Annotated in this window: 18 protein-coding genes; 7 read left to right on the top strand and 11 right to left on the bottom strand. The window is 61.1% G+C overall.

Features of this window, described 5'->3' with window-relative positions; all coding sequences use genetic code 11:
• The first annotated feature begins 1 nt into the window (after position 1).
• The 5 genes from GOB94_RS00645 (at position 2) to GOB94_RS00625 (ending at position 4737) form a co-directional block, all read left to right on the top strand.
• Complete coding sequence (locus tag GOB94_RS00645; RefSeq protein ID WP_182277051.1) at positions 2–409, top strand: biopolymer transporter ExbD; 408 nt, start codon at positions 2–4, stop codon at positions 407–409.
• Positions 410–445: 36 nt separating this feature from the next.
• A complete protein-coding gene (locus GOB94_RS00640) occupies positions 446–1240 on the top strand; it encodes a TonB family protein (RefSeq protein ID WP_182277050.1) in 795 nt (264 codons plus the stop codon).
• 85 nt (positions 1241–1325) lie between these two features.
• On the top strand, positions 1326–2678 hold the full coding sequence (locus tag GOB94_RS00635; RefSeq protein ID WP_182277049.1) for a PD40 domain-containing protein: 1353 nt from the start codon (positions 1326–1328) through the stop codon (positions 2676–2678).
• Between the two features lie 161 nt (positions 2679–2839).
• Entirely contained in the window at positions 2840–3619 is a 780-nt protein-coding gene (locus tag GOB94_RS00630) for an OmpA family protein (RefSeq protein ID WP_182277048.1), read from the top strand.
• A 134-nt stretch (positions 3620–3753) separates the two neighbouring features.
• Positions 3754–4737 (top strand): tetratricopeptide repeat protein, encoded by a 984-nt coding sequence (locus GOB94_RS00625; RefSeq protein WP_182277047.1) that lies wholly within the window; start codon positions 3754–3756, stop codon positions 4735–4737.
• A 211-nt stretch (positions 4738–4948) separates the two neighbouring features.
• Here GOB94_RS00625 and GOB94_RS00620 read toward each other — a convergent pair whose 3' ends face one another.
• The 5 genes from GOB94_RS00620 to GOB94_RS00600 all read right to left on the bottom strand — a co-directional run bounded on the left by GOB94_RS00620 (position 4949) and on the right by GOB94_RS00600 (position 11261).
• Entirely contained in the window at positions 4949–5986 is a 1038-nt protein-coding gene (locus GOB94_RS00620) for a dihydrodipicolinate synthase family protein (RefSeq protein ID WP_182277046.1), read from the bottom strand.
• Between the two features lie 19 nt (positions 5987–6005).
• The gene (gene carB / locus GOB94_RS00615) at positions 6006–9284 is read right to left on the bottom strand and encodes a carbamoyl-phosphate synthase large subunit (RefSeq protein WP_182277045.1); all 3279 of its coding nucleotides are present in this window, start codon (positions 9282–9284) and stop codon (positions 6006–6008) included.
• A gap of 82 nt (positions 9285–9366) precedes the next feature.
• Positions 9367–10515: a glutamine-hydrolyzing carbamoyl-phosphate synthase small subunit gene (gene carA, locus GOB94_RS00610; RefSeq protein ID WP_182277044.1), complete on the bottom strand. Its 1149-nt coding sequence runs from the start codon at positions 10513–10515 to the stop codon at positions 9367–9369.
• Between the two features lie 142 nt (positions 10516–10657).
• Positions 10658–10795, bottom strand: coding sequence for a hypothetical protein (locus GOB94_RS00605; protein WP_182277043.1), 138 nt, complete (start codon positions 10793–10795; stop codon positions 10658–10660).
• A 154-nt stretch (positions 10796–10949) separates the two neighbouring features.
• Positions 10950–11261, bottom strand: a complete 312-nt coding sequence (locus GOB94_RS00600) for a Rieske 2Fe-2S domain-containing protein (RefSeq protein WP_182277042.1) — start codon at positions 11259–11261, stop codon at positions 10950–10952.
• A gap of 62 nt (positions 11262–11323) precedes the next feature.
• Between GOB94_RS00600 and GOB94_RS00595 the strand changes: the two genes are divergently transcribed.
• Positions 11324–12250 carry an alpha/beta fold hydrolase gene (locus GOB94_RS00595; protein ID WP_182277041.1) on the top strand — a complete coding sequence of 309 codons (927 nt, stop codon included), beginning with the start codon at positions 11324–11326 and terminating at the stop codon, positions 12248–12250.
• 290 nt (positions 12251–12540) lie between these two features.
• Here the strand turns inward: GOB94_RS00595 and GOB94_RS00590 are convergent, their stop codons facing one another.
• The 6 genes from GOB94_RS00590 to GOB94_RS00565 all read right to left on the bottom strand — a co-directional run bounded on the left by GOB94_RS00590 (position 12541) and on the right by GOB94_RS00565 (position 18723).
• Complete coding sequence (locus GOB94_RS00590; protein WP_182277040.1) at positions 12541–13857, bottom strand: DUF1501 domain-containing protein; 1317 nt, start codon at positions 13855–13857, stop codon at positions 12541–12543.
• Positions 13858–14066: 209 nt separating this feature from the next.
• Positions 14067–14246 carry a hypothetical protein gene (locus GOB94_RS00585; RefSeq protein WP_182277039.1) on the bottom strand — a complete coding sequence of 60 codons (180 nt, stop codon included), beginning with the start codon at positions 14244–14246 and terminating at the stop codon, positions 14067–14069.
• A 161-nt stretch (positions 14247–14407) separates the two neighbouring features.
• Complete coding sequence (locus GOB94_RS00580; RefSeq protein ID WP_220464967.1) at positions 14408–15094, bottom strand: LPXTG cell wall anchor domain-containing protein; 687 nt, start codon at positions 15092–15094, stop codon at positions 14408–14410.
• Between the two features lie 107 nt (positions 15095–15201).
• Positions 15202–15801 carry a class D sortase gene (locus tag GOB94_RS00575; RefSeq protein WP_182277037.1) on the bottom strand — a complete coding sequence of 200 codons (600 nt, stop codon included), beginning with the start codon at positions 15799–15801 and terminating at the stop codon, positions 15202–15204.
• Positions 15802–15878: 77 nt separating this feature from the next.
• A complete protein-coding gene (locus GOB94_RS00570) occupies positions 15879–18077 on the bottom strand; it encodes a dehydrogenase E1 component subunit alpha/beta (RefSeq protein ID WP_182278333.1) in 2199 nt (732 codons plus the stop codon).
• Positions 18078–18351: 274 nt separating this feature from the next.
• A complete protein-coding gene (locus tag GOB94_RS00565) occupies positions 18352–18723 on the bottom strand; it encodes a hypothetical protein (protein ID WP_182277036.1) in 372 nt (123 codons plus the stop codon).
• On the opposite strand from GOB94_RS00565, the gene GOB94_RS00560 reads away from it, so the two are divergent.
• A complete protein-coding gene (locus GOB94_RS00560; RefSeq protein WP_255484117.1) occupies positions 18701–19843 on the top strand; it encodes a mechanosensitive ion channel family protein in 1143 nt (380 codons plus the stop codon). The genes GOB94_RS00565 and GOB94_RS00560 overlap by 23 nt on opposite strands.
• Positions 19844–19857 lie beyond the last annotated feature (14 nt).

Raw genomic sequence — 19857 nt, 5'->3', positions numbered from 1 at the left:
CATGGCCTTCTCCTCGCGAGGCCGCACACAATCGGCGCTGGCCGACCTCAACATCACGCCGCTGGTGGACGTGGTTCTCGTGCTGCTGTTGATCTTCATGCTCACGGCTCCGGTGCTGCAGTCGGGCATCGTGGTCGCCGTGCCCCACACGCGCACCGTGAACCAGCTCACCGAAGAGCACATGGTCGTCACCATCGACAAGGACCAGAACGTCTTCCTGCAGGACAAGCAGGTCAACATCCACGACCTCTCCAGCCTGCTCGCCGACAATCCCAAAGGCGACAAGCGCGTGGTCTACGTCCGCGCTGACGAGAAGGTCCCCTTCGGCGCCTTCGCCTCCGTAATGGACGCGGTCAAGCAGGCAGGCATCACCAACATCAGCATTGTGACGCAACCTTTGAAGCAGTAAGAAACCTTTGCGCACGACCCGGTTTTGAAGAGAACGATGGCCACTTACGCCAACACGAGCCACGCCCAGGAGTTCGACCATCTCGGTCGAGGACTCACGTGGGCGATCGGGCTCCACATCGCAGCCGCTGCAGTCATCGCGGGCTTCGCTATCATGGCGCACATCCACGGACCCAAGTGGGGCGAGAACCAGCAGCAGTCAGGCTCCATCCAGGCCAGCATGGTCTCCGCGATCCCGCTTCCGCCCAAGGCCGCGCCCATCGACAAGAACGTGCTCGCCTCGGACAACGTAACGCCCGTTCCCGCTCCGCAACCCAAGGAGACCACGCAGCCGCCACCCCGCCCCGACGACGTCCTCATCAAAGGCAAGACTCCCGAGAAGGCCATCCCCAAGCCAACGGTTGTCACGGCCCCCAAGCATCCGCAGCCCACGCCCGTCACGCCCAAAGCTGCCAGCGGAGACGCCGCGACACAGCTCCCGCAGTCCATCTCCCAGCTCAAGAACGGCACCGCCACCGTCACGGTCGAAGACAAGACCTTTGGCCAGCGCTATACCTATTACCTGCGCCTGGTCAGTCAACTGGTCAACCAGAACTACAACCCCAACGAAGCCGACCCTCGCGCCTCACAGGGCCACAGCGTCGTACTCCGTTTCTACATTCAGTCCGACGGCTCCGTCTCCGACCTGCACGTCGAGACTCGCAGCGGTTCACCTACACTCGATCAGGCAGCCATGCGCGCCATCCAACGTGTTGATTCCTTTGGGCCACTCCCAGCTGGAGCTGGCAGCCAGCTCCCTATCGAGTTCAAATTTGATTACCACCAGTCGTGATACGAAATAAAATCCGCACAGTCTTATGCATCAGACGTATGGAAGCATAACCCTCCCCGCAACGAACACTGGAGCCCCGAGAACGATGAACGCAACCCGCCAAGGCCTACTGCTCACCACCTTCAGCGCTCTGCTCACGCTGTCCGTCTCTGCCACCGCCTACAGTCAGGACTGGAACATCCTGGAGACGGGTAAGAACGCCTCCGCCAGCACGCGGCTCGCCGCGGCAGACTTCAAGCCGATGGGCGGCGATCCCTCCGCAGCCGAGGCCAAGCATGTCTTCGACGCGACGCTCTACGCCGATCTCGCCTCCGCAGGCATCTTCGACGTGGTCTCCAAGAGCCAGAACCCCGAGGTCACGCCCGGCAATCAGGCTGAGATGAACCTCAGCCAGTGGTCGGTCGCGCCCGCTAGCGCCGCCTATGTGGCCTTCGGCAACTTCTCCGTGCAGAACGGCAAGGTCGTCGTCAACGGCTTTCTCGACGACGCCAAGAACACGCAGTACCCCCAGATCTTCACCAAGCTCTACACCGACGACGCCGGCGACGAAGGCGCCCGCCAGACCGCACATGAGTTCGCCGACGACATCATCCTCCGGCTCGGCGGCACCGCTGGCATCGCCGAGACCAAGATCTTCTACACCCGCAAAGCGGGTGTCAGCAAAGAGATCTGGATGATGGACTACGACGGCGCCAACCAGCATCAGCTGACGCACCTCGGTGAGGTCGCCATCGGCCCGCGCGTCTCCCCGGACAACTCTCGCGTGGCCTTCAGCTCGCTCGGTAAGAACGGCTTCCAGATCAAGATGTACTCGCTGCTGCTGGGCCGCATGGTTGCCTTCAGCTCAGTCGGCGGCACCAACCTGTCGCCCGCGTGGTCGCCCAGCGGCGAGCAGATCGCCTTCTCCAGCTCCCGTACAGGCGATCCGGAGATCTGGATCTCCGATCCGCAAGGCTCGCTGGCACACCGCGTCACCTCGTTCGCCGGGCCGGACGTCTCACCCACCTGGAACCCCAAGACTGGCGCGCAGATCGCCTGGATCAGCGGGCGCAGTGGCCTTCCCCAGCTCTACATCATGGATGCCGACGGTTCGGGTGTCGTTCGGATGACCGACGGCGGCTATGCCACCTCGCCCTCATGGTCGCCCAACGGCCAGTTCATCGCCTTTGCCTGGGACCGCAAGTACGGCCCCGGCGCACCCGGCGGCCAGGACATCTATGTAATGGAGATCGCCACCAAGCGCTGGATACAACTCACTCATGACATTGGGCGCTGCGACTTCCCGTCCTGGTCACCGGATGGCCGTCACATCGTCTTTGCCAACGAGCCCAACGGCCGCGACTCCTCCTCTCGCATCATGTCCATGCTGGCGGACGGAACCCAAAAACGCGTCCTGACCGGTGCTGGAACCGACATGCCCAACTGGAGCTGGAAATAATTCAGGAGAAAGTGCGCGTTTCTGGGTAAAATCATTCTTGAGTCTGATTACGATCTATTACCAATTGGCGTCTATCTTACTAACGAAGTCGGCTACATTACATTCCAACAACCATTCAACAATCATTCAACAATCACTAGGAGAGAGAAAAGAGAACGCATATGACAAACGATCGATCGCGGGTCATGAAGCAGGTAGTGCTGAAGCAGGGCTGGTCTGCTGTAGCGCTTGCCCTTACCGTTGGGATGCTGGCAGTCACGGGCTGCCACAAGAAGAACAACACCCCTCCCGCGGCCATGGCTCCGACCGAAGGCGCAGCAGCGCCAACGGCAACCATCTCCGCCGATCCGTTGTCAATTGATCTCGGCCAGTCGGTCGTCCTGAACTGGCGCACCACCAATGCCACCAGCGTCTCCATCGACGGCATTGGCAACGTGCCCGTGAACGGCACGCAGACAGTCTCTCCTTCTGCCTCGACGAACTTCCACCTTGTCGCCAAGGGTGACGGCGGCACCACCGATGCCAGCGTTCGCGTGACCGTGCGCGTGCCCTCCATGCCCACCACGCCCTCCGGCGAAGGCGACATGGGACAGGACGCCATCTTCCACCAGCATGTGCAGGACATCTTCTTCGACTACGACAGCTATGACATCCGCGCCGATGCCAAGGGTTCCATCTCATCCGCTGCGTCCTATCTCAACGCAAACCCGAACATCAAGGTCCTCATCGGAGGCTACTGCGATGACCGTGGTTCGGTGGAGTACAACATCACGCTGGGTGAGAACCGTGCCAACGCTGCCAAGCAGGCCCTTGTGGCGGCAGGCGTCGACGGCCACCGCATCCGCGTCGTCAGCTACGGCAAGGAGCGTCAGTTCTGCACCGAGGAGACCGATAGCTGCTGGCAGCAGAACCGCCGCGACCAGTTCTCCATCGACCGGTAAAGCAGTGAAGTAAGACAGCAAAAAGAGGAGTAGAGAGTAGAGGGGTAGGCCTCCGGTCACCCGCTCTACTCTTCTACTCCTCTACTGCTTTCCTCTTCTCCTTCAAGTACCATCTAATGTCTGAGGAGTCCTGCATGTCCAGACTGACCTTTCGCTCTCCCTTGTTCCGTTTCGCCGCCGTTGCCCTGCTCTTCTGCGGCTTTGCCGTTCCCCGCGCCCACGCCGTCAGCAAGGAGATGATCCAGCTACAGGTGCAGGTGCAACAACTGCAGGACGCCGTCGCCCGCCTCCAGCAGTCCAACGACGAGCGCATGGGTGTGCTCAAGGATCTCGTCCAGCAGACCGCCGACTCGGTCAACAAGATGTCCGTCGACGTCAACGGTCTCAAGCTCGCCATGCAGAACCAGCAGGACGCCATGGGCGCCAAGAGTGACCAGCTCTCCGGCCAGGTGCAGGCGATGAACGACTCCATCGACGAGCTCAAGGCCCGCCTCACCCGCATGGAGAAAGCGCTCGGCAGCATCCAGAGCCAGCAGCAATCCACCGCAGCCATCCTGAGCAACCTGCCCCAGGGCAGCGGCAGCGGTGCCAACGTGCAACCCGCCACCACGCCTGCGTCTGCTCCCCCACCCACCAACGACGGCAGCACGCTCGGGCCTGCACCCGGCGAGCCGCTTCCCGCGGGCCCGGCACAGCCGGACGCCTCGGCATCGCAGCCTGACTCTGGCGGGCCCTCCGCATCGGACATGTACCGCACCGCCTACAGCGATTACATGGCCGGCAAGTACCCGCTCGCCACCTCGGAGTTCAGCGACCTCATCAAGGCCTATCCGGACGACAACCTCTCCGGCAACGCCTTCTACTACCTCGGCGAAATCAACATGCGCACCCAAAGGCCCACCGCAGCCATCAAGGACTACAACCAGTTGCTCGAGCGCTATCCCGCAAACTCGAAGATTCCCGCAGGCCAGTTGCACAAGGCTGAGGCAATGTTCGCCGTGCGTCAGACCGAGGCGGGTGTACGCGAGCTGCGTTCGCTCATCCAGCGTTACCCCAACTCGCCGGAGGCCACGCAGGGTCGTCAGAAGCTCGCTTCACTGCACGTCTCCTCACGATAAAAGCAACCATCACCCCTTGACACACCCGATACAATAAAAGTGCAGCAGGAAACCCGGCCCAGGCCGGGTTTTCTCGTCTAACGCTCTTTCTCAAGCAACAGCCAGGTAACTACCGAACTGGTTACGACGCTAACCCCAATCCGCTGCGGATCATAGCCCCAAAACGGGGGGAGGGCCCAGCCGTCCGAGCAGGCTGTATCGACACATCGTTTTAGTTCCGCAGACTGCCCAGCGCCTGCTCTACCCGGCTCCTGGCTTCGGCATCGAGCGGCACGCGCGGCAGCCGTGGCACCCCGCCGTAGTAGCCGTTCCAATCGCAGCCATACTTGATACCCGCAACGCCCAGTTCTGCGATCAGCGAATCCGGCATCTCCAGGCGGCTTTGCTTTTCCGCCGCCAGCGCAGGGTTGCCATCCTTGAACGCCGCGAGTGCCTCATAGACGCCCTGCGGCATCACCGCAGCCAGCTCCGGCATCGCACCTGCCGCGCCAGCTTCCAGCAGAGCGATCATCCCCTGCGCACGGCCAGCACCCATCACCTGAAAACCGACGGTCTTCGTACGAGTCTTGATCGCCGGCCTGGGTGGCGCAACAGCAACCGCAGTTCCGCCGGTCAACAACTCGGCAGAGACAAACGTGGCAGCGCCCGCCTCCGACTCCAGCCTGAGCATCCGGCGTGTCACCGGCGCAAACACCGTCGTCACCGTCACCTCACGTTTCACGTGCGCAGCCGCAGCGGCGATCTCGCGATAACGCTCCACAGTGAGTTCGTCGTCGTAGACGCCCAGCACATTCGGATGCGCAGCAAGCTCCGCCAGCACAGACACAGGCAACGCACGTCCAGTCTGGCTATGCAGCATTAGAGGCAGCGCAGCATTGTCGGCGATAGTCTTGAAGTGCAGCAGCGTAGCGGCGGAATCGCCCGGCCACGCAAACCGCGGGACCCGCACCAGCAACACATCAAAGCCTGCTGTATCCGCCTCTTCCGCGAGCCGCAGCGAAGCATACACGCTCTCACGCTCAATCGTGGCAACCAGCACCTTCTCTTTCGCGGCAGCCTCTGCAATAGACACCAGCGACTCGCGCGCCTCCTCATCGGTAAGCTCGACGCCCTCGCTCGCCAGCGCCACCAACCCGGCAACAGGCGTCAACGAATAGCGTGCAACGTTATGCTCCAGCTTGCGCAGATAGCTGCGGCCATCGCGATAGAACGGCGAAGTTAGCGGTACGTGAATTCCATCGATCAGCATTACAAATAGTCTATCCGGTCTACTGTGCCACGGTTTCCATGCGGCGCGATGCGTGCAGCGATTGGATCGACTCCACGTGGTATTCGCCGCCCTGCAGTGACTCGATGCCGTCGGCAGCGGCGCGCGCCGCTGCCAGTGTTGTAATCATCGGCACCCGGGCGCTCACCGCCGCGCGGCGGATCGCGGCATCATCGAACACGCTGGTCTGGCCTGAAGGCGTATTCACAATCAGCTGAATGCGTTCACTCTTGATGAGATCGACCACGTTCGGCCTGCCTTCCTTCACCGCGAACACGCGCTCCACCTGCATGCCGGCGTCTTCAAGCACGTCGGCAGTGCGGTGCGTAGCGACCAGCTTGAAGCCCATGTCGACGAACCTCTGCGCCAGCGGGGCCATGCTCTTCTTGTCGTGATCGTTGACCGAAAAGAACACCGTGCCCTTGATCGGCAGATGCAGACCGGCAGCGGTCTGCGCCTTGGCAAAAGCCTCTCCAAACGTGCGGGCCACACCCATTACCTCGCCCGTCGAGCGCATCTCCGGTCCGAGCACCGGATCGACGCCCTGGAACTTGCCCCACGGAAACACCGGCGACTTCACAAAATAATGCTCACCCGTCGAGAGGTCTTTGCCGCTCGCCAACTGCTCCGGCAGAAGCTCCTTCAGCGTCTGCCCAGTCATCAGCCGCGAGGCCACCTTCGCCAACTGCACGCCCGTCGCCTTCGAGACATACGGCACAGTGCGCGACGCACGCGGGTTCACTTCGATCACAAACACCTTGCCACGCTGCACCGCAAACTGCAGGTTCGCCAGCCCAATCACATTCAGCGCCATCACCAGCTTGCGCGTATAGATGCGAATGGTCTCCAGCACATCTTCACTCAGATCAACAGCAGGCAGCACGCACGATGAGTCACCGGAGTGCACACCTGCCTCCTCGATGTGCTGCATTATGCCCGCGATGATCACATCCTTGCCATCGCACAGCGCATCGACATCGACCTCCTGCGCGTCCTCAAGGAAGTGGTCCACCAGCACCGGCCGCTCCTGCGAGTACTCGATGGCGCTGTTCATGTAACGCACGACGTCTGCATCGTCGTAGGCGATGACCATCGCACGCCCGCCAAGCACATAACTCGGCCGTACCAGCACCGGATACTCCACACGCCGCGCCCCTGCCAACGCCTCTTCAACACTCGTAGCCATCGCGCCCTGCGGCTGCGGGATTTCAAGCTCTTCAATCAGCTTGCCGAACCGCTTGCGATCCTCTGCAAGATCGATCGACTCCGGCGAGGTCCCTATAATCGGCACACCCGCGGCCTTCAACGGCAGCGAGAGGTTCAGCGGTGTCTGCCCGCCAAACTGTACGATCATCCCGATCTCCGCACCGCCAGAAGCCTCATGCTCATACACCGCGAGCACGTCCTCCAGCGTCAGCGGCTCGAAGTACAAGCGGTCGCTCGTGTCGTAATCGGTCGAGACCGTCTCAGGGTTGCAGTTCACCATGATCGTCTCGTAGCCATCGTCACGCAGCGCAAACGCCGCATGGCAACAGCAGTAGTCGAACTCAATCCCCTGCCCAATGCGGTTCGGCCCCGATCCAAGGATGATGACTTTCTTCTTCGCCGTCGGCGCAGCCTCATCCTCTTCGTCGTAGCAGCTGTACATGTACGGCGTCAGGCTTTCGAACTCCGCCGCGCACGTGTCCACCAGCTTGAACACCGGCTTCACGCCAAGCTTCGTGCGCAACGCACGCACCGACGCAGCGTCTGTCTTCAGCGCCTGCGCCAGCCGTTCATCGGAGATGCCCATCCGCTTCGCCGCGCGCAGTGCGTACTCGTCGATTTTGCCCTCCGCTGCCTCAATCTCCTTCAGCTCATCGGAGATCGTCTTCATCTGGTGCAGAAACCACGGGTCCATGCCCGTAAACTTCGCGGCCTCGCGAACCGACATACCCGTATCAAACGCATAACGCAGATACGCCAGCCGCTCCGGCGAAGGCGTCACCAACCGCTGCCGGAGCCTGCGCGGCTCAATCGCATCGGCACCAGCCTTCTTGCCTGTCTCCAGCGAGCGCACAGCCTTCATCATCGCTTCCTTGAAGGTGCGCCCAATCGCCATCACCTCGCCAACAGACTTCATCTGCGGCCCCAGCGTCTCATCTGAGCCCGGGAACTTCTCGAACTGCCACTTCGGAATCTTCACGACGACATAGTCGATCGTCGGCTCAAAGCACGCAGGCGTAGCCTTCGTAATGTCGTTCTGCAACTCATCGAGCGTATAGCCAACAGCCAGCCGCGCTGCGATCTTCGCAATTGGAAACCCCGTCGCCTTCGACGCGAGCGCGGACGAGCGCGACACACGCGGGTTCATTTCGATCACCGTCATGCGCCCGTTTTGCGGGTTCACAGAGAACTGCACATTGCTTCCGCCGGTCTCCACACCGATCTCGCGGATCACGGCGATTGCAGCATCGCGCATCTTCTGGTACTCGCGATCGGTCAGCGTCTGCGCCGGCGCCACCGTAATCGAGTCACCCGTATGCACGCCCATCGGATCGAAGTTCTCAATCGAGCAGATGATCACGACGTTGTCCTTCAGGTCGCGCACCACCTCCAGCTCGTACTCCTTCCAGCCAAGCACGCTCTCTTCCAGCAGGCACTCATGCACCGGCGAGAGATCGAGCCCGCGCGAGAGGATCTCCATCAGCTCTTCGCGGTTGTACGCGATCCCGCCGCCCGAACCACCCAGCGTAAAGCTCGGTCGAATCACCACCGGGAACCCCAGCGAGCTTGCAAACTCCAGGCCATCGCGAATGTTGTTCACGAGCTTCGACTTCGGCATGTCGAGCCCGATCTTGTTCATCGCGTCCTTGAACAGCAGCCGGTCTTCGGCCTTCTTGATCGCCTCCAGCTTCGCGCCGATCAGCTCAATGCCCATGCGGTCCAGCACACCCGCATCCGCAAGATCGACCGCCATGTTCAGCGCCGTCTGTCCACCCACCGTCGGCAGCACAGCAAACACGCCCGGCGTCCCACTTGCCTTCAGCATCTCCAACTCGACGCGCAGAATCTCTTCCACATACGCGGGCGTCAGCGGCTCAATGTACGTGCGGTCGGCAACGTCCGGGTCGGTCATGATCGACGCCGGGTTCGAGTTCACCAGCACCACCTCATACCCTTCAGCCTTCAGCGCCTTACACGCCTGTGTACCGGAGTAGTCGAACTCCGCCGACTGCCCAATTACAATCGGCCCTGAGCCGATCACCAGAATCTTCGCAATGTCATTCCTGCGTGGCATCTTCTATCCCTGCAACGGCACAGCCGTCCTGTCGCTTTGAAGGGGCGGCTAACTGCCCGCCCCTCATGCTTCCAAATAAAACTTATTTCTTCCAGTCTTCCATCAACGTCCGAAACTGCCGGAAGAGGTAGTGCGAATCATGCGGCCCGGGGCTTGCCTCCGGGTGATACTGCACGCTGAACATTGGATCTGTCTTGTGCTTCAGCCCCGCGAGCGTGTTGTCATTCAGATTGATGTGCGTCTGCTCGACATCACCCGGCAGGCTCGCCGGATCGACGTTGAAGTTGTGGTTCTGCGCGGTGATCTCGACCTTCCCTGTCTCCAGATTTTTGATCGGATGATTACCGCCGTGGTGCCCGAACTTCAGCTTGTAGGTCTTGCCACCCAGCGCGAGCCCAAACACCTGGTGCCCCAGGCAGATGCCGAACAGCGGCTTCTTACCCTGCAGCTCCTGCACGTTCTTCACTGCATACTCCAGCGGCTCCGGATCGCCAGGTCCGTTCGAGAAGAACACGCCATCTGGATTCATCGCCAACACATCGGCAGCCGAAGTCTTCGCCGGGACCACCGTCACGCGGCAGTTCTCCCGCGCCAGCATACGCAGGATGTTCTGCTTGATGCCGAAGTCATAGGCCACCACATGCAGTGTGTCACCTGCCGGAGAAGCCGCAGCAGCATCGTCTGCAGGCAACAGTGCGTCGCCGGTCTCGTTCTTCGGCTCGCTCGCGTCCCATGTGTACTGCGATTTCGTCGTTACCACACTCGCAAGGTCGGTGCCGGCCATGGTCTTGTGCGCACGCGCCTTCGCCACCAGTGCATCGGTGTCCTCCACCGCAGTCGAGAGCACGCCGCGCAGACAGCCGTTCGCGCGAAGATGGCGAACCACCGCCCGCGTGTCGATCTCCGCGATCACTGGAACACCATTGCGCTCGAGGTACTCATCGGCGACCTCGGTGGAACGCCAGTTCGAGCTCACCGGTGAAAACTCACGCACCACCAGCCCCTCGATGTAGGGTTTGGCCGACTCGGCATCCGACGGCGACGTGCCGTAGTTGCCAATATGCGGGTTCGTGAGCACCACGATCTGCCCCGCATAGCTCGGGTCCGTAAAGATCTCTTGGTAACCAGTGAGGGATGTATTGAAAACGACCTCTCCGACGCGTTCTGTGATTGCGCCGTAGGCCTTACCGCGAAAGAGCCGCCCGTCTTCGAGGGCGAGAATTGCCTGCATTACCTCTCCCTTGGAGAGTGGATTTTATAGATTTTAGCAGTCTTGGCTGAGTAAATCACCCTTCCTTTGCAGGAAGTTCACAAACGCCTTCAGACACAAAACAACCCGGCCGAAACCGGGCTGTCTTTGAACACTCCGCAGACTACTCCCAGCGGCAATGACGGTGGTGGTGACTGTACCAGCAGTGGCGGTGGCGATGGTGCGCCTGCGCCTGCGCGCTGGGCATCGCAACTCCCAGCAACATCACTGCGGCAAAAAGAGAGAGCAATGTTTTCTTCATCGAAGTCCTCCTTAAGAACATTCGGGCCCAATTCGCGCTCCACAAACCCCTTCAGGCGCGAACTCCAACACACACGATTAGAGGCGTACAGCCTCCACCGAGTTATCCCAAGCCCTGTGGAAACAAAGAAATATGCCTGGCAAACTAAACCGCATCAGCCCAATTGCACCAGCACATCTCCGCCCTCGATCTTCACCTGGAAGACCTCTACCTTCGCCCGCTCCGGAGGCAGCGCCACGCCGGTCTTCACATCGAATGCCCAGCTGTGCCACGGACACACCACCGCCTCACCCTCCACCCAGCCCTGCCCCAACGGCCCATGCCGGTGTGGACACTCGTTGCCCAGCGCCGCGAGTTCTCCATTCACGTTCGCCAGACACACTGCGACGCCCTGTGCCTCAGCCTCCATCGCAGTTCCCGGCGCCGGTGCCTCTGCCGCCGTGCACAACCGTACCCACTCCGCCACGTTCTCCTCCTCGCAACCGTCAGCGCTCCGGCATGAGATGCTGGAAGTGCAGCCTACGAACCATGCCCAGCAACTCCAAGCCAAGCCGCAAGCCGAACGCACCCCGCCGCCAGCCAACACCGCCACGCAGCACCGCCCAGCCCGAACTCGTCGACCCGGCCTTCATTCTCAAAGGTCTGGCCGCAACTCTCGCAGCCGCCCTCATTCTCGCCTATCTCACCCTGTGCATCGTCTATGTGCACAGCGCCTGGCAACTCATCCTGCACCCTTCGCGCACCGTCACAACAACCCCGGCGTCCCAGGGACTGCCCTTTACCGAGGTCCACTTCGGTGTCGACGCCTCCGGCCAGCCGCAACTCGACGGCTGGTGGATTCCCGCCAACGCACCCGATACTGCTTTCTCACAGCCCGAACACACCGTCCTCATGCTTCACGGAGCCTCCGGCACCATGGCCGATGCCCTTGCGATGGCCGCGACGCTCCACAGTCTCCGCCTCAATGTACTGCTATTCGACTACCGAGGCTACGGCCGCAGTGGCAGCCAACACCCCACCCAGGACACCATGCAGGCCGACGCGCACTCCGCGCTCGACTATCTGCTCAACCAACGCAGCCTCTCAGTATCATCCATCGTCGTCTACGGCCACGACCTCGGCGCACCTCTCGCTCTCAACCTCTGCGCCACCGATACGGTTAGCTGCCCGTCTCTTATCCTTGACGCTCCCGATGGAGACACGCTGCCGCGCGCCGCGCAGGACGCCCGCTCCCGCGCAGTTCCAGCTTTGCTGCTCTTCCACCAGAGGTTCCCACTCGCCGCCCCTCTGGCAGCGTCATCCGTGCCCAAACTGCTGGTTCTCCACAGCAACAACCCGCCACCCGAAGAACTCCGCAACGCACACGACCCCAAAACGCTGCTCGCAGTCCAGCCCGGGGACGACACATCTCTGAAAAACGGCATCCAGCGCTTCCTGGACGAGTACAGCCGTTAGAGGACCACGCAGAAAGAGCCGTAGGGGCTCAACCGCTTTCGCGGGAGCCCCCAGGATTTAGGCAGGGGAGGGTGCTGCGGATAGGGGAAACCGTCACCTGTGGGGAGTGCTGGTGTCGGCTGTAAGGTGGTACATCTGGGTTTAACGGAAGTTTCCGTAAAAAGTTCTGTTCAATTCGATAGAAAAAGTGAATTACGCTGAAAATTCAAGTTCAACTCCGCCACGCAAAAAGCTGACCTACCCTGTTGACAGGACTGAAAGCGTTGTCGATAATCTGAAAGCGCCAGTTCCTACACAAAGTTCAGGAATGTCTTCGGATCAACCGGAGCGTTCGGGAAAACAGCCTCTAGGTTCCGCGCACCCAGCGACCGGTACGCCGCTTCGGCCAGCACATTGCGGAAGTCCGTTGTCACCTTCAGATCCCGCCCCTCGTTCAACTGTTCGTTATTCAGTCCCGGCCATTTGCCGTAGACCTTGCCGCCCTTCACCTGCCCGCCGAGCACGAACATCACATTCGCATGGCCGTGATCGGTCCCGCCGGTGCCGTTCTGCCGGGCTGTGCGCCCGAATTCGCTCATCGTCACCAGCGTGATGTTCTCTGCTTCGTCGCCCATATCGTTCCAGAACGCCGCAATCGACTCCGAGAACTCCTTCAGCCGGTTCGCGAGCTGTCCGTTCGCCGCGCCCTGGTTCTGGTGCGTGTCCCAGCCGCCGATGTCGCTGAACGCAGCCTCCACGCCGAGGTTCGCCTTCATCAGCTGCGCGACCTGCTTCAGGCTGTTGCCAAACGCGCCATTCGGATACACCACACCAGCCGCCGGCTGATAATGCGCGGGATCGGCGGCCTTCAACATCTTTACCGCCTCAAACGTCTCCTCGCCTGTGCCATGCAGCACCGAGTCCGTCGACTGGTCATACATCGCCTGGAAAGCATTCGAGATCGGCGAGGTCTGCGGCCCCTTGCCCGCCACCGAAAAGTCAGCGAGGTTCGCCACAGCAATCGCTGGAATCCTGCCCTCCAGCGTGCGCGGCAACTGTGTTCCCAGCGCGACCGCGCGGAACGCAGTCGGTTTGGCATCAGGGGCGTTTTGCAATGCCCTGTTCAGCCAGCCATCCTGCGTAATCTTCACCCCGGGCGTGCCGCTCTCCATATAGTCCTGCGCGTCAAAGTGCGAGCGCGTCGGGTCAGGCGACCCGGCCGCATGAACGACCGCCAGGTGCCCCTGGTCATACAGCGGCTTGAACGCCGCCATCTGCGGGTGCAGCCCGAAGAACCCATCGAGGTCGATCACCTCGTTCTGCTTGATCGCAATGGTCGGCCGCATGGTGTAGTAGTTCTTCTCCTTGTACGGCACCACCACGTTCAGCCCATCGCACGCGCCGCGCTGAAAGATCACCACCAGCTTCTTGTTCGCTGCCGCAGCCTTGTCCATCTCCGCATAGATCGACCGCGTCAAAAACGCCGGCACCACGCTCGTGCCCACCAGCGCCAATGCGCCGCCCTTCATAAAGCCGCGCCGCGTTACAGCGTTGCGCCGCGGAAGATCGCGCCCATGCATATCGCAGCCCCAATCGCTCGAGTCGGTAAAGATCGTCCTGTTCGCCATGTGAATACTCCTTTGGTCGTGAACGCTCCCGCTTCGACGGGGCAACTACTTATTACTGACTCCAACCGGGCAGGAAAGTTGCTCGCCGCTACCAACAGCTTACGCTTTACCGTCGCTGAAACTCCGGTGATCCCAGCAGAAGGCCCGCCATCGTACTCCAGCGGAATCTCCGGCCGCGCATTCTGTGCAAAGTCGGGACCACCTTTGCCTTACGACCCAGCCCGACCCGCATCATAATTAGGCTCCTTAGCCCCATCCATCTCAGCACTCGCGGGCTTCGCTGTAAAGTTCTCCAGCGCATCCTGTTGCGCCGTCGGGTTCGTGAACTGCACCAGCACCGTATCGCGAGTATTCGCCGTTGCCGGTCGTCCCAGCAACACTGCCTCCATCTGCCTCTCCCTGGTCGCCGTCGGTCCATCGTCACATTGGGTTCGGAGCCATCACCCAGCTCCGCAAACCAGTTCGTCTGCGTCCCGTTTCACCCCGGGTACAAAAGAACGGGCAGCCGAAGCCGCCCGTTCTTTCAACACCTTAGTGCCCGGTGCGCTCGCTACGACCGGACCGGACGCCGCCAGAACGTCAGCGCCGCGCCCATCGCCAGCAGAATCATACCCAGCAGGCCATACAGCGGCAGGTTCGTCCCTGCCTCCGGCAGCGCCGAATCGCCCGAACCCGGCGTCTTGAACACCAGCAGAGCACCGCTCAACGCCGGTGTGCTCGGCGCCGGCGCATTCGCAACCTCAGGCTTCGCATCCGGAGCGATCGTCGTCACCACCGTCGCCTCCACCATCATGTCGGGCTTCAGGTCGCTGATCGCAACCTCTTTGCCATCGACCGAAAACTTCGTGTTCTCCGGCACCTTCAGCTCCTTGATGCCGTCAGCCAGCGAGAGCGTCACAGTGTCCGGCGGCGTCACGGCAAACACCTTGCCCTTCACCACCTGCACAGCGCCAATAATGTCCGGGTCAAACCCTGTCGATACCGCCTTGGTCAGCTTCGTACCCGGCGTCAGCGCCGACAGCGGCACCTCCTTACCATCGGCGGAGAACATCGTCCCATTGGCCACGCTGTAGTTCAGCAGCTTCCCATCGGACGCCTTCACCACTAGGTCGTTTCCGCTGACGTACACCACGGTAGAGCTCGGCCCTGAGCTCGCCTTCACCTGCGCCATGGCGCCCGTCGTGCAACAAGCCGAAAACGCGAAAACAGTAGCAACTGCAAGGTGGCGAAAGGACATCTGCATAACCTCTTGTTCTCCTAAAATATATTTCAGTAAAACGTTGATGTTAATCAAACCGTTGATGTTGCGTTCGTTCCAACCAAACTGCTGGCCCTAACCCTGCTCTATGCTCCCTGCTTGATCGCCTGCACGATATACCGTTGTGGCGCCGCGCCAACGTAATAGAACGGGTAGCACGTAATCAAGGTCAGCGTGGATCTTCCAGTGTTGTTAAGGACGGACGTATCGCCCGGCAAGACAATATGAATCCTGTCCACCACATATGTGTCGGTGCCACCCGCAGTATCGCTCCGCTGCACCTCAATTTTGTCGCCTACGGCCAGATCCTTCAGCCCGCGAAAGAACCCATCGCGATGCCCCGTAATCGCTACATTGCCCGCCTCACCCGGCAGCGCCGTTCCAGTCACGTGGCCCACACCACGGTTCAGCACCAGATCGCTCGTGCCCTCATACACCGGCACCTCGATCCCCGCCTTAGGCACCCGTAGCACTCCCTCCGGAGTCGGCATCACCATCGCCAGCGTTCGCTGATACGCCCGGATGCGCGCACTGTCCCACAGCCGGTGACTCCCGCTCTCAGCGCGAAACTCCGCCACAGCCAGATGCGACATCGCGCGCCCATACACCGTCGGCACGACAAAAGCCGCCAGCAGCAGACCACCTGCCGCCATCAGTGCCACTCCGGCCTTGCGCTGCCAATACATGCGGCTCTCCTACAGGGAGTGTGTCAAGCCAACTTGCGGGGACAACTCCAGTTTACCGCAATTCTACCGAGCCTGCGCTAGAACACTGCCAGCTCACTCATCGCCGCAAACAAGTGCTCCACCTGCGGCAGGATCGCGTCTTCCAGCAACGGCTGATATCCGCAGAACGTGTCCATCGCACCCACGCGCCGCACCGGGGCATCCAGGTCATGGAACAGCTCATCGCCGATCCTCGCCGCAATCTCCGCACCGAAGCCCCAGCTGCGCATATCTTCATGCGCCACAATCACTTTACTGGTCTTCTTCACGCTGGTGGCAATCGCCTCCCAGTCATACGGAGTCAGGCTGCGCAGGTCGATCAACTCTACATCGACTCCACGCTCGCGCTCCATCCGCCGTGCTGCCTCCAGCGCCCGCGGAACCACAGCACCATATGTAATTACCGTCAGGTCCTTGCCCGGCTTCACAACCGCAGCCTTGCCAAACGGAATCGTGTACTCCGGCCCGGGATATTGCCCGCGCCCAAACACCGAGCGATACAGGTTCTTGTGTTCCAGGAAGATCACCGGATCGTCGCAGCGGATCGCCGTCCGCAGCAAACCAATCGCATCCAGCGCATTCGACGGCATTACAATCCGCACGCCCGGCGTATGCGTAAAGATGCTCTCTCCCGACTGCGAGTGATAGATCGACCCACCCGTCAGATACCCACCTGCGGGCACACGGATCACCATCGGGCAGGCAAACTGCCCGTTCGACCGCCACCGCATCACCGCCAGCTCATTGCGCATCTGGTGCACCGCTGGCCATATGTAGTCGAAGAACTGGATCTCGACCACCGGCTTCATTCCGCGCACCGCCATGCCAATCGCACGGCCCACAATGTTCGCCTCAGCCAGTGGCGAGTTGAACACGCGGTCGCTGCCAAACTCCTTCTGCAGCCCATGCGTGACCTTGAAGACGCCGCCCTTGCCCTTCAGCTTACCGGCCATCAACTCTTTATCGCGCGACGCATCGGCCACATCTTCGCCGAAGATCACGATCCGCTCATCCCGGCGCATCTCGTCATGCAGGCAAAGGTTGATCATGTCGAGCATCGTATGCTCGCTCTTGTCCGCCGTCGGCTGCGGTTCAGTTGCAAACACCGCATCGGTAGGCCGCAGGTCCTCCGAGTACACATGCTTCAGAATCGACTCCGGCTGCGCCAGCGGAGCATTCAGTACGCGGTCGGTCGCACGCTGGATCTCGTCATCCACCTTGCGCTCCAGATCGTCGATGCCCTGCGCGTCGAGTATCCCCTCGCGCATCAGCCACGTCTGCATCTTCAGCACTGGATCGCGCAATGCATCGGCCTCAATCTCCGCCGCGCTGCGATAGTGCGTCTCGTCATCCGACAGCGAATGCGAGTACGGCCGTATTACGTGCCCATGCACCAGCGCGGGCCCTTTGCCGCTGCGGCAGTACGCCACCGCCTCCACCATCGCCTCATAGCTGGCAATCGCATCGGTCCCATCGACCTCCGCAAAGTGGAAGTTCGGAAAGTTCGCCACCAGCTTTGAGATGTTGCCACCCGGAGTATTCACCTCCACCGGCGTCGAGATCGCATAGCCATTGTCCTCGACCACATACACCACCGGCAGCTTCATGTTCGAAGCTGTATTCAGGCTCTCCCAGAACTCGCCCTGGCTCGTCGAGCCCTCGCCGATGGAGACATACGTCACCTCATCGCCATGAAACATCACGTCCTTGTACAGACGGTAGTCCACCACACCCGAAGGCTTCTTCGCCGCCTCGGGATGATGCGTATAGTAGCGCCCAGCCTCCGCGCAACCCACCGCATGCAGGCACTGCGTCGCGGTCGCCGATGACGGCGACACAATATTCAAACGCTTGCTCGTCCAGTGCGAAGGCATCTGCCGCCCGCCGCTGGCCGGATCGTCCGCCGCACCTACCGCCTGCAGCAACTGCTCCTCAACTGTATTGCCCAGCGCCAGGCAGATCGCACGGTCCCGATAGTACGGGAAGAACCAGTCGTACCCAGGCTTCATCGCCATACCCGCGGCCACGAGCAATGCCTCATGCCCTGCGCACGAGATCTGAAAGAATATCTTCTGCTGCCGTTTCAACAGAATCTCGCGGTCATCCGTGCGCCGCGAAAGGTACATCAGCCGGTAGAACTCGATCAGCTGCGCCTTACTCAGTCCGTCGCGAAGCTCACTCTCCGGAGAGCGCTCGGCCGTCAGCGACGAACTCCCATTGGCCTTCGTGTTCGACATCCCCTTCTGTGCCAAGTCCTGGCCCTCCTCTCCGGTATCCATTGGAGATTCTACTAGTTTCAAGCGGTGCAAAATCCTCTCGGGCGTCTATCGAACGCAACCCGGCGCCGCCAGAGTGTAGCCCAACCCACGCTCCTTCGTCTCGCCTCCGTACTGTTTAGCCTGCGCTGCCCTTCACCCGCTGTCAGGCAGCCCCTCGCCCTACTGGCCTGCAGACGCCGCTTGAGAACATCGTATCCGGCAGCTTCGTCGTCTTCTATCGCAACGTCGCGTCTTAGTTCTTCAGCCGCTGCTTCACGTCATGGGCCAGTTTTTCAATCTCGTCGGCCTTCATGTACGCGCTCACCGATGTCTCATTGCGTGTTTCCTTGTCGACATCCGCCTTCAGGTCGGTCGCCAGTTGCAGCAGCTTGTCTGCATCCGCCACCATCTTCTTGCGGCGGTCGTCCGCTTGTGCAACCTGCTCCTGATGCTTCATCCGCGCTGCGTAGGGATCAACCGGCTCGGGAAGCCGTTCAGCTCCTATCGGTGGCGGCGTTGTCCCCGGCGAGGCCACCGGCTGCTGCACCTGCGCCGCCAAACCGGTTCGTCCAACACCCAACACCAGACCCATGGCTGCTACCATGCCCAGCACCACGATCAGCATCCTCGCATATCTGCTCATCTCTCTGCGCATCGTCGTCTCCCTGAAATCCGTCTTCCTCGGTATTCCCGGTACCCAACTGCGGCCTATCCTGCATCGAAACGCCATACCCCCGCCGTCCGGTACTCTACCGTATAGGCCCATCAACGCCTTTGAAGTCCAGGACACCTTCATCATGAACCTGTTTTCAACCTCCGCACAACTCACCGAGTCGCTCCCCAAGGATGAGCACATCTTCCGCCACGTGCTCAACGGCTGGGACATTGATCTCGCCCACTTCCTGCAGGTCGGCATCCCGCAGCTCCTTTTCGCTCTGCTCGCCTCATTCATCTGTCAGCAGATCGTCCTCTTCTTCGTCCGCCGCATGCGCCAGCGCGCCGACCACCTCGTAGGAAACTCCTCCCGCGCCTCGCAGCTCCGCACCGTGGCCGCCATCCTGCGTGCTACAGCATATGCCATCATCGGCTTCTATCTGCTCACCCAGGTCCTCGGCGCCATTGGCGTCTCGCTCGGCCCCTTCATCGCCTCCGCGGGTGTCATCGGCCTTGGCATCAGCTTTGGCGCCCAGTCCATCTTCAAAGACATGCTCACCGGCATATTCATCCTCGTCGAAGACCAGTACTCCGTCGGCGACACCATCACGATCGCCGGACTCACCGGCATTGTCGAAGACCTCAGCCTTCGCATCACCCGCTTGCGCGGCAGCGACGGCACTATCTACATCGTCCCCAACAGCCAGATCACCACCGTCTCCAACCTCTCCCGCGACTTCGCCGTAGGCACCCTCAATATCTCCGTCGATGCACGCGAAGACCCCACCCGAGTTATCGCACTGCTCAAAAAGCTCGCCGACGACGTCCGCAACGACGCTGCCTTCAAAGACATCGTCATCGCCGATCCGACTGTTCCTGGCGTCGACTCTCTCAAGGGCTACGAGGCTATCTACCCCATCACCGTCCGCGTCCGCGTCAACCAGCGCGACGGCGTCATGCGCGAGCTGCGCAAACGCGTCCTTGCCGCCTTCGCCATGCAAAGCATTCCACTAGGAGCGACCAACAGCACGGTTCTCATTCAGCCTCCTGCCGTTCTGCCGCAGTCCTCCGCCACGCCTGACACCCTCTAACAACTGTCATCGTC

Origin of the sequence: Granulicella sp. 5B5, from assembly GCF_014083945.1 — a bacterium.
Lineage (GTDB): Bacteria > Acidobacteriota > Terriglobia > Terriglobales > Acidobacteriaceae > Granulicella.
This window is presented reverse-complemented; position numbering and strand designations above follow the sequence as displayed.